General features: G+C 45.3%; 11 protein-coding genes. 4 read left to right on the top strand and 7 right to left on the bottom strand.

Annotated features, from left to right (window positions below; translation table 11 throughout):
* The 4 genes from JGK20_RS28745 to JGK20_RS28730 all read right to left on the bottom strand — a co-directional run.
* On the bottom strand, nt 1-111 hold a 111-nt coding region (locus JGK20_RS28745; protein ID WP_293233007.1), incomplete at its 3' end, for a PD-(D/E)XK nuclease family transposase.
* A gap of 55 nt (nt 112-166) precedes the next feature.
* Nucleotides 167-913 (bottom strand): HEAT repeat domain-containing protein, encoded by a 747-nt coding sequence (locus tag JGK20_RS28740; RefSeq protein ID WP_293150888.1) that lies wholly within the window; start codon nt 911-913, stop codon nt 167-169.
* Between the two features lie 289 nt (nt 914-1202).
* Nucleotides 1203-1718, bottom strand: a complete 516-nt coding sequence (locus JGK20_RS28735; protein ID WP_293178977.1) for a GNAT family N-acetyltransferase — start codon at nt 1716-1718, stop codon at nt 1203-1205.
* The gene (locus JGK20_RS28730) at nt 1718-1927 is read right to left on the bottom strand and encodes a hypothetical protein (protein WP_293178989.1); all 210 of its coding nucleotides are present in this window, start codon (nt 1925-1927) and stop codon (nt 1718-1720) included. The genes JGK20_RS28735 and JGK20_RS28730 overlap by 1 nt, the downstream gene beginning before the upstream one ends.
* A gap of 135 nt (nt 1928-2062) precedes the next feature.
* Here JGK20_RS28730 and JGK20_RS28725 point away from each other — a divergent pair, with 135 nt between their 5' ends.
* Together JGK20_RS28725 and JGK20_RS28720 are read left to right on the top strand one after the other, a co-directional pair.
* A complete protein-coding gene (locus tag JGK20_RS28725; RefSeq protein ID WP_293206004.1) occupies nt 2063-3433 on the top strand; it encodes a calcium-binding protein in 1371 nt (456 codons plus the stop codon).
* A 229-nt stretch (nt 3434-3662) separates the two neighbouring features.
* Entirely contained in the window at nt 3663-5021 is a 1359-nt protein-coding gene (locus JGK20_RS28720) for a calcium-binding protein (protein ID WP_293178971.1), read from the top strand.
* A gap of 398 nt (nt 5022-5419) precedes the next feature.
* Here the strand turns inward: JGK20_RS28720 and JGK20_RS28715 are convergent, their stop codons facing one another.
* Nucleotides 5420-6793 carry an MFS transporter gene (locus JGK20_RS28715; protein ID WP_293210727.1) on the bottom strand — a complete coding sequence of 458 codons (1374 nt, stop codon included), beginning with the start codon at nt 6791-6793 and terminating at the stop codon, nt 5420-5422.
* Between the two features lie 7 nt (nt 6794-6800).
* Nucleotides 6801-6923: a hypothetical protein gene (locus JGK20_RS28710; protein ID WP_293233003.1), complete on the bottom strand. Its 123-nt coding sequence runs from the start codon at nt 6921-6923 to the stop codon at nt 6801-6803.
* A gap of 161 nt (nt 6924-7084) precedes the next feature.
* Between JGK20_RS28710 and JGK20_RS28705 the strand changes: the two genes are divergently transcribed.
* Nucleotides 7085-8269 (top strand): DNA cytosine methyltransferase, encoded by a 1185-nt coding sequence (locus JGK20_RS28705; protein WP_293178965.1) that lies wholly within the window; start codon nt 7085-7087, stop codon nt 8267-8269.
* On the opposite strand, the gene JGK20_RS28700 is transcribed toward JGK20_RS28705, so the two are convergent.
* On the bottom strand, nt 8266-9471 hold the full coding sequence (locus JGK20_RS28700; RefSeq protein ID WP_293178959.1) for a hypothetical protein: 1206 nt from the start codon (nt 9469-9471) through the stop codon (nt 8266-8268). The two genes, JGK20_RS28705 and JGK20_RS28700, sit on opposite strands and share 4 nt — an antisense overlap.
* A 216-nt stretch (nt 9472-9687) precedes the next feature.
* On the opposite strand from JGK20_RS28700, the gene JGK20_RS28695 reads away from it, so the two are divergent.
* Nucleotides 9688-10763, top strand: a 1076-nt coding sequence (locus tag JGK20_RS28695) for a family 10 glycosylhydrolase (protein ID WP_293233005.1), incomplete at its 3' end; no start/stop codon positions are given.

Here is a 10763-nt window from a genome sequence, read left to right as displayed (position 1 = left end):
CTCTGCGTTGTAGAGCATAGCATTCAGGAAGCTAATCAAAACTTCTTTGTGCTGGGGCGATGCAAAGATTTTTTTGAAGCCAAAATCTGTTTTGGGATTGATGAAGTTCATAATTGGTAACGGGTAATTGGGAATTTGTAAACGGTGCTTAATTGTGGAATATTCATTATAATATTCCTTCCATTTCTAAGTCTTCAATAATCTGCAAACCTCGCGGATCGCCGACTCGCAACAGCGAAGATTTAGCATCGTCGCGCACGCCCATGTCTTCATCTTCTTCTAATGATTCAATTAAAGCGTCGATCGCCCCAGCGTACACTACATTATTCGGTAACTCGCGCGCCAGTTGCCCGATCGCCCAAGCGGAATTACTGCGAACGGCAGATACAGAGTCTCTTCGCAATGCTTGAATCAACGGTGGAATCCCCGCAATCACCACATAGTAACCAACTTTTGCCATTTGACCCAGAGAACTCGCCGCCCACAAACGTACCGCCGAAATATCAGTTCTCAGAGCATCAATTAAGGGCGATAAAGCGCGGTGATCTCTGCAATTTCCCAAGGCCCAAACTACCCCTTTGCGAACGTAACCGTTCCAATCGCGGTTGAGTTGCTCGATCAGCGGTTCCACAGCATCGGGACTTGGATTTCGCCCCAAAGCATAGGCCGCACTCACCCGCACCAAGGGACAACCGTCTCTTAACAAATTAATTAAATGCGAAATCGCGCGATCGTCCTGGAGTTCGCAAAAAGCCCGCGCCGCCATCATCCGGTGCTGAGGTTCCGGCGATTCCAGCAAAGGCAGCATTTCCTCTGGATCTGGTAGCGGGGGTTCGGATTCATCAAAATGATCCAAAGGGCTTTCCAGTTCCGTATCAAGATCGAGGGCGTTGGTGTAGTCGTTATTGTTCATAAAAAAACTTTACCGCAGAGAGGATGCTACGGGCGCAACTGATTCAGCGGTCAATATAAATTAGCATTTCCGGCAATAAAAGCATTCCGATTCAACTCTCAAGTCCTCCTATTGTTCGCAGTCAGGAAGAAGAGCTGGTGCATCTGGTTTTTGAAGAGGGCGAAGCATGACCGCATATAAGTTATTAGTTATAATTTTATATTGACTGCGGTCATGCTTCGCCCCTACAAACATATTTGCCTTGCACAAGCCGCTGCACCCCTGACTGCAAACAAATACCTCTGGTTTTTCAAAGAGATTTGATCATCCAGACAGAATGACTCTCATAGCCTAATTTTTGATAGAGATTCATCGCAGGCTGATTGCTCAGAAAAACTTGCAAACCAATTTGCCGATCGCCTCTTGAACGCGCCCAATTTTCTGCCTGAATAACTAAAGCTGCACCTAGTCCCTGACGGCGGTGTTCCGGTGCTATATAGAGCAGAAAAATGTGACCGTGGCGTTCTCCAGTGGTTTGGTCGATCGCATTTCCCAACCACAAACATCCGACAACTGATGTGGGATTTGCCGGCTGCGAGGGGATCCCGGAAAAACTTTCTCCCTCGAACGGGCTGTTTTTCAGGCACTCTACCCACCAAAGCGGCGTCTGTTTAGAAAAATACTGCTCGACAGTTTGAGCCAAATGTCCCAATTCGCGATCGGGGTAAAGCTCTCGGTAAGTATGGTGCAGGAACTTTAGCAGTTTTGCGCGATCGAGTCCAGAACCCGATCGCAGCCTGTAGCCCGGTATCAACTGAGCAGACATCAGCGAATTTGGACAGGGAGAGAGGAATAATTGAGCCCCAAGAAAATAGGATTCAGAGATACCGCTTGATGGAGCGGGATCGGTTCCTCAATCGGTGCCGGGGCAGCCATGTCAGCCGGCAAAAAGATGCGAGCGCTGACTGCTACCAGAGCCACGAAAAATACTAATATTGCGATCAATGGAGCAATGTATTGACGAATGATAGTCATAACCGCAAAAAATGATTCTTGAGTAGATATTATCAAGTGTACCATACAAATCTTGTCAGTTATAATGGCTGACAGTGGAAAATTAGCTCAAAACCAGAGCGATCGCAAATACCAACAAACACCAAATAAAATATTATGAGTGCCTCGCCTGCTGTTTATGAAGCTCTGGCTAAGTCAATTGTTTTTTTGAATCAAAAGCCGAACGCGCAAAATCAAGTTTCGCGCTTCCTGGACACTAACGGCTACTATATCGATCGCATATTGGACGACAAAGAAACCGGATTTTACGCGATCGGCTTCGGTTCCTCTGACCCCACCAAACCGCCAGTCCTCGTATTTCGAGGTACCGACTTCATCGACGGCGACGCTATGTTTTCTGCCTCCCGCGACATAGGCTTACCCGAATTTGAAAAAAACAAAGATAGTATCAAAAACTGGCTCGCAGAAATCGGTCAAGATACTGCCAAAAACCCCAGCAAATTATTGCCCGATGTCGTCGGGCACAGTTGGGGCGGAGCGATCGCTCAAATTGTAGCCAGCGAATACACATCTCTGAGCGGCGATATCTTGACTTTCAACTCTCCCGGAATCTCAGCGAGTATCGCCAGCAATTTTCGGAAAAATCTCAGTAGGGCAGGCAACAAAAATGTCAGTCACTACATTGTCAGCGGAGATATTGTCAGTTTGTTTGGCGAAGCATTTATCCAGGGAAAAGTATTTCTCCAAACTTTCACAGACCCGACTATTAATCCCTTAAGTGTTTTAGCCAAACATCGCAGAGAAAACTTGTTAACTGCTCCACCCGCAGATTTTTTCCAGAGGCAATTTTCCCTCGAAAACTTAAACAGTCCCGAATTTACTTATAGTAACAACGACTCAGATTTTAACGAGTTTATTGCTGCACTAAATTTTCCCCTAGCAAATGTGTCAGTGGCAATCAGAAACCGAGCCGGTGCAGAGAGTTTGAGAACAGCCTCAGAATTTTCGTTTGTGGACTTAATCAGACAAATGCAATTCGGTTTAGCTCCCCTGCAAGCAAATTATTTATTAGGCGACGCTCGCAACAATACTGCTAGCGGTGGCCCTGGAGAGGATACAATTATCGGCAACGCCGGTAACGACACTCTCAGAGGCAATCGAGATAATGACAGCCTCAGTGGCGACAGTGGTGACGACTTCTTGTACGGTGGCAGAAACAACGATTTTTTGGATGGTGGCGACGGAAACGACCTCATTTCCGGCGAATTTGGCAACGATTTTTTAATTGGCGGTGCAGGGCGCGATCGCTTTGTATTAGAATCAGGTGGCGGAGCAGATGTGATTGTCGATTTTAAAAAGGGTGAAGATTTAATTGGCCTATCACGGGGTCTAACTTACCCTCAAATTATTGTTACCCCAAGTGCTGACGGAGCTGTAATTACTATCCCGATTACTGGGGAAATTATTGCTACCGTCAGAGGCGTGTCCGCTAACGACCTCACGCGACCGGATTTCGTGCAGATTTAATGGATCAAAATAGTAGTTTGGGTAGCGCAACAACTGCAAGTTATTGCGCGTAAATCTTTTTTTGTGTGTTTTTTGCTATTGCGAAATCCGCTGCCACAAGCCGACTATTGGGTGATTTAGGAACGCGCAATAGGAGAAACAAATATTGTTTATTAACCTAATTTACTGTAAAATGAGTTGACTAGCTTAAAAAGCCAATCCCAATCAAACGACAGGAAATAACAAAAATATGCCATCCTCCCCCGCCGCTTACGAAACTATAGCCAAGCAGCTTGTTTACATAGATAACAACCCCCAGTTACAAACTGTAGTTCAAGCTGGTTTGACGGCTGTCGGCTACCGAATCGATCGCACTTTTGACGATCCCCTAACGGGATTTCACGCGATCGGCTTAATCTCCACCACCCCAGACAAACCGCCAGTTCTAGTATTTCGCGGCACCGACTCCCTCGTAGACGATCTTGCCAACGCAGACAAGCGAAGCGTCGGCTTCAACCAATTTGAAGCCAACAAACAAGCCTTAGGAACTTGGCTGACACAAATCGGTCAAGATACAACAAAAAACCCCCGCCGCTTGCCACCAGACCTTCTCGGGCACAGCTTGGGCGGCGCCATAACGCAACTAGCCGCCACAGAATTCACATCTGCGATCGGAGATATTGTTACCTTTAATTCTCCCGGAATTGCTCAAAGTATAGTCAATACATTTAAGCAGAAAGCGAGTGCAGGCAAAAATGTAACTCACTATATAGTTAGTGGCGATTTTGTTAGTTTGGGAGGAGAAGCTTTTCTTCCCGGAAAAGTAGTTCTTGAAACATTTACTAACCCGATTATTAACCCGCTACTTGTCTTGGACAAGCACACCCAAAGTGGTTTGTTAAGCTCTCCTCCTCCCGGTTTGACCAAGACAGAGATATCTGTAGACCAGTTGAACCGCCCGGATTTCAATTTTACAGATTCAGATTATTTAGAGCTGTTAGCAGGCTTAAACTTTGCGCTGCCACCCTTAGGAAAAGCCCTGGCTTCCCGCAGCAGTTTAGAGCAATTGAGAACCACTCCGGGAACCTCTTTTCTCGGAAACGTTCTTGCAATGAAAACTGCTCTCGACCTCTCCCAAATTAATAATTTAGTAGGCGACGATGCCAACAATACAACCTCAGGTTTGGCCGGGGACGATATTATAACTGGTAATGGGGGAAACGATACTCTCAGCGGCAATAAAGGTAACGATATTATCAGCGGTGGCCTCGGCAACGATCAGTTATTCGGCGGCAAAGGAGATGACAATTTGAGCGGGGGAGACGGCGACGATACCCTCGTTGGCGGAGTAGGTGCAGATTTGTTAATTAGTGGCGCTGGACGCGACGTATTTGTGTTAGGAGCAGGCGCCGGTACAGATACACTTCTAGACTTTCAACAAGGTCAAGATTCAATTGGTTTGACCAGAGGTTTGAGCTTCAACCAACTGAGAATTACTCAAGCCGATATTTCAACAACCATCGAAATTGCCAGCAGTGGTGAAGTTCTTGCCAGTTTCTTCGGCGTACTAAGCAGTCCGCTAACAGCCAGGGATTTTATTTCGATTTAGTTGGCGACTATAGCAATCCTAAAGGTACGTAGTTGCGCTTCAGCGCTCTTAGCTTATATTCTGAAGAGCGCACTTTGCCCAACTAAGTACCTAATTTTAGGATTGCTATATGGGGTAGGGATACAACATTGTTGTGTCCTATATTTTGTGGAGTAAATTATAGTATTCCTAAAATATTCATGAAGATTTGTAGGGGTAGTGCCCCGTGCCTACCCCTTATCTATCGGGGCAATCCAGGGTGGAGCAATTGTCAGGATAGGAGATATAAAACTATCAAAAGTATCGATCAAAGGTTGCCTCCCTCTAAGGTACGTAGTTGCGCTTCAGCGCTCTTAGCTTATATTCACCAAGAGCGCGCTTTCATCGCAACTACGTACCTAATTACAGATACAATTTAATTAATCTGGATCGTCCAGTCCAGGCCGGGGCATAGATTCTAATTTTTTCTCATCTTCTAGTGGCAAAAAGAAAATCGTCAGCATACCGGGAATCACAGCCAGTGAACTAAACAAGAAATAATTTTGATAGCCCAATGCAGTCTGTAAATAACCGCTAAAAACGCCCGGAATCAGCACTCCTGCGGCCATGAAAGCCGTGGTAATCGCGTAGTGGGATGCTTCGTAATCAGGGCGGACAGTCCGCATTAAGAACACTGTATAGGCAGCTACACCAAGTCCGTAAGTAAATTGCTCGATCGAATTTACAGCATAGGCCCACTCAATCCCCGGTTGATTGATTGCCAACATCCAATACAACACGTTAGTTGAATTTTGCATAATCGCCGTCGGCCACATCCATTTTTTCAGTCCTTGTTTCGCAATCAAATAACCGCCCAGCAACCCTCCGATTAACAGAAAAATTATCCCGACAGTACCTGATAGCAAACCCATATCTGACGTAGAAACTGCTAATCCTCCCTTCTCAACTTTATCCATTAAAAATGGAGGAGCCATTTTAAAAGTCAGGGCATCTCCCAATCTAAAAATCAAGACATAAGTCACAATCCAACCAATTTTATCTTGCTGGAAATAGGTTTTAAATGACTCAAAAAAGCTAATTTTTTGTTGGGGTGCGCCTGTTTCCGCAGCAGAATTTCTAGGATAGGGAAGATACCACCGCTGAAACAGATAAATCAGCACAAAAATCAGCGCGCAAATGCCAAAGGCTGTCGCCCATCCGTAGTTAATCGGAGACACATTATAAGACGAACCGAAAAGTGACAGCGGAATCTCCTGATATGTTTTAGTATCGCCTGCATTTACCGGGATTAAATGCTGTTCTGCTAGTTTACCGGCCAAGAAAACCAAGACACCGCTACCGACAATCACGGCACCTCTATAAGCCGTGTTGCGAACACCGACAAATAGTGCTTGTTTGTCTTTAGTGAGAGTGTTTAAATAAAATCCGTCAATGGCGATGTCGTGAGTAGCTGAAACAAAGGCGATCGCTGTAAACACAACCAGCGATATAATAATAGCCATAGGCGTCAACACACCAAAAGCTAGGAAAGCAAACAGAAAAGCACAAATGATTTCCGTTCTTAAAATCCACTTGCGTTTAGTGGAATACATATCAACAACGGGCCCCCACAAACCTTTTAATACCCAAGGAAAAGATAACAGACTTGTCAATCCGATTAGTTCGTTGCTGGTTCCCATCCCTTTCAAAAAAATCACCGACATTAAATTAACGACGGTGTACGGGAGACCCTGAGCGAAGTATAATACTGATACCCACAATCCATCGATCGGTTTTTTTTCCATTGCAGACATATTTTGCCTAACTACTGATTTGGTTTACTGAGTGCGATCGACAATTTCCGGTCAATTCAACCGCTGGCATCACAGTATATGTTGTGCTGATGCCAGCACCAGCCATACAAACAGCGTATTTTAGCATCATTCTGGCTCACAAATATTTTCATCTTTTGAATAAGCCTGCAACAGATGTTGTCCGTTAAAATGAACGAAGTCAGCGCGGACATTCTGATCCCAGTCGGAAGTGCCGTAAGTTCGCAAAAGTATGTTGACTTTTCATATAGTTCTCTCAAGAGGTAGATAACGATGACAAAAACTCAAACAAAGCATTTTCCGCGTAGCCTTGACTTGTTTTGCGGCATTGGAGGGTTAACTCTGGGTTTTAAACGTGCTGGAATTCAAGCAATCGGCGGCATAGATTACTGTCAAAACGCCAAACAAACTTTTGAACGAAACCTATCTCCACTTCCCTGTTTGCTATCTGACTTAACACAGACAACCGTTTCCGAGATAGAGGAGTTCTTTAAAATTTCGGTAGCAGAAATCGACATCATTACTGGGGGAGTACCGTGCCAAGGATTTAGCACCGTTGGCAAGCGAGAGATTACAGATCCTCGCAATTCTTTATGGTGCAATTTTCGCGACTTGGTGGCTGAAATTCGTCCGGCTTATGTGATTATCGAGAATGTTGAAGGAATGTTGGTAATGCAGGGAGGCAAAGTGCGCGATTCAGTCATCGCTAGCTTTGCTGATATCGGCTATCACATGAAATGTCGCCTTTTAAAAGCGGCTGACTACGGCGTACCACAACTGCGAAAGCGTGCTTTTTTTATAGGTTGGCTTGATGGATTGCTGCCGCCTGAGTTTCCACTGCCAAGTTCTCACTATTATGTCAATGTAGCTGATGCAATTTCAGATTTACCGCCATTAAATGCTGGAGAGATTTGTAAATTTTACCAGATTATGCCGCAAACTGAGTATCAAATAGCTAGGCGGAAAACCGCCAATATATTGCTACATCACGAGGCAGCCAATCATTCACAAAAGTTAATTGAAATTCTGAAGTATATCCCAGATGGTGGCAACAGAAAGTCAATTCCCGAGATCCTTCAACCAGCCAGCGGTTTTCACAATAGCTATGCTCGGCTAGCTAGTGATAAACCAGCTATTGCTGTAACATCTAACATGAGAAAACCTTCGTCTGCACGAGCGACTCATCCAAGTCAGCATCGGGGATTGACTGTCCGCGAAGGATTGAGGCTGCAATCTTTTGACGATGATTTTGAGGTGATTGGTTCGAGAACATCACAGTACCTTCAAGTCGGAAATGCCGTACCGCCACTACTCGGATTTGCGGTAGGAAAGGAAGTTATCAAGGCTTATCAAAGCCATTCAGATGATGAAATTGTTATAGCCCGATCGCAAAAAGTAAAGTCACTCAATTCAGAGTTGAATTTTCCGATTCAGCTTGCTCTTGAAATCACAGTTTAACTTTGATAATAAGTAAGAGAGTTGTGTTGGGGATCTCGATCGCGAATAAATGCCAGCAGTCTGCCAACAGCACTAGGATTCTGTTCAACATGAGCAAGATAGTGAAGCATCTCATGCACGGCTGCATCCTGCTTTTGCCAATCCCAGATCCTCACGGATCTAATTAACTCATCTTGTGCGAAGGAAATGATGCCACTGTCGCTAAGTATAGAACTCGCTTCGCCGTCTATGGAGAGTATAAAAGCCACACCAAGGATTTGATTACCTGTTACTTGTTTCTGGAAACTTCCCAATTGTTGCTTGACGTTTTTCATGGAAATGTGGCAGTCTTTTACTTCTATTGATATTTCTAGATCCAAGCCGTAATAACAATCAATATCTCCAAAACGCCGCTGTCTTGACGAACCTGTGCGTACCTTATCAACTACAAAGCTAAGATGAGGTCGATCTGCTTTGAAATAACCGCAAGCAATGGCTTGAAAAACTAAACCTCCATTTTCATCTGGATCGCTGCGCGGGTAATTGCTTACTATCTCGGCAAATAAGCGAATTCGCAAAGATTCTCTCGTAACAAATATGTTCTTTAGCAATCGTTCGAGACCAAAATCAATAAGTTGTTGACATAGTTGAAATCGTCCAGACTCGGATAGACTAAAACAGAGAATCAGTAGGTCTTGAAATTTTTGCCATTGACCTGTATTGTAAACATAAGCACTGGGATATTTAGAACGATTGAGACTGTGAAAAAATTGAACAATAGACTCTTCTATACGTCGGATACCTACTTGAGTTGATTGACCAAATTTTAAAGTTAGTGTATTTGCCTGTTGTTCTCCCCGTTCAGTGACAACTTGATAACGTTGAAATAATTGTTCAATTGTCAGATTTTCTCTTAATCTTTTGGCAGAGTCATCAACATTAGATAGACGCTGTGCGACGATCGCAAAATCAAGGGCAAGACCCAGGATATATTTCATCCGGGTAAATCGGCTACCTACATACTTCAATACCTGTTCGATGATTGTCTGTTCGCTATTTGTCAGTTCGTCAGGCTCAAAACCAGTTCCAAAGTGTGGCGAGAGTAGTTCTTGAATTGCTTCAATCTCACTATCAGTGCGTTCGTACATTGAAAAAATAAAGCGATTGTATAGAAAATACCAGAATCCAGTATAAGCGATCGCTATTCCAGAACACAGTTTCACGCTATCAGTTTTTTAACTCAAAGATGTGCCAAAATGTCAAGCGGACGCTCACACCAAAAGTCCGTAAAGGACAGTTAAACGCTCTCTCACACATTCCTCATGCGAAATACTAAAACACTCTTTTTGTCAAGCCTGTTCGCGATCGGCTTAACAATCAGTTTTCTGCTGACTCCCGGTTGGTTATCCAACTTGTTCCCGAATCGCGCAATCGCCATTATGCCTCCACTAACCCCAACCAGCGAATTTCGCGCCTTCTGGGTGGACGCATTCAACCCCGGTTTCAAAACGCCTCAAGAAGTAACCAAGTTGATTGCTGACGCACAGAGGGCTAATGCCAACGCGATCGTCGCCCAAGTCCGCCGCCGTGGCGATGCCTTTTACACGAGTGCGATCGAACCCCGCACCACCGATCCGAATGTTCCAGCAGGTTTCGATCCCCTCCAAGATTTGATCGACAAAGCCCACGCCGCAGGTATAGAAGTACACGCTTGGATGGTGACGCTACCAGTAGTTTCCGGTGGTAAACTTCCTGCAAATCATGTTTGGCAACAACATGGGCCCAATGCCTCAGGAAAGGACAATTGGGCGATGCTGATTTCGAGTGGCGAAGCCAAAGGTTTTCTCGATCCCGGCAATCCAGACGCCCTAGATTATACTGTTTCTGTCTATTTGGACTTGTTGAAGCGCTACGATGTGGACGGCGTACAGTTGGATTACGTGCGCTACGGCGGGCCGAATTGGGGCTACAATCCTACTTCGATCGCCCGTTTCAACCAACAAAACGGTCGATCGGGCAAACCGGCAGCCAGCGATCCTCTGTGGATGCAGTGGCGGCGCGATCAGGTGACAAATTTAGTGCGGAAGCTTTATGTAGAAGCCATGGCGATTAAACCGCGCGTTAAAATTACCGCAGCGACGATCGCCTGGGGAGACGGCCCAGCTAATGATGCAGGCTGGTATAAAACGCAGCCGTACAGAGAAGTATTGCAGGATTGGCGCGCTTGGCTGGAAGAAGGTATTCTCGACATGGCGATGCCGATGACTTACCAGCGCGAGTACAAGCCGCAGCAAAAGATGGGTTACGACCATTGGATAGAGTACGCTAAAGACCACCAGTACAACCGCCAAATCGCGATCGGGCCTGGCAACTATCTCAACTACATCGAAGACACTCTAGGGCAGATTCGCCGCGCCGAAGCGCCTTCTGCGAAAGGAAATCGCGTTGCTGGTACGGTGCTTTATTCCTACGCTAGCACCAATATTTACAGTAACGTTGAATTGCGATCGGGCGG

Source organism: Microcoleus sp. PH2017_05_CCC_O_A (assembly GCF_020738785.1).
Taxonomy (GTDB): domain Bacteria; phylum Cyanobacteriota; class Cyanobacteriia; order Cyanobacteriales; family Microcoleaceae; genus Microcoleus.
The sequence above is the reverse complement of the archived record's forward strand: the minus strand, read 5'-3'. Positions and strand labels throughout refer to the sequence as shown.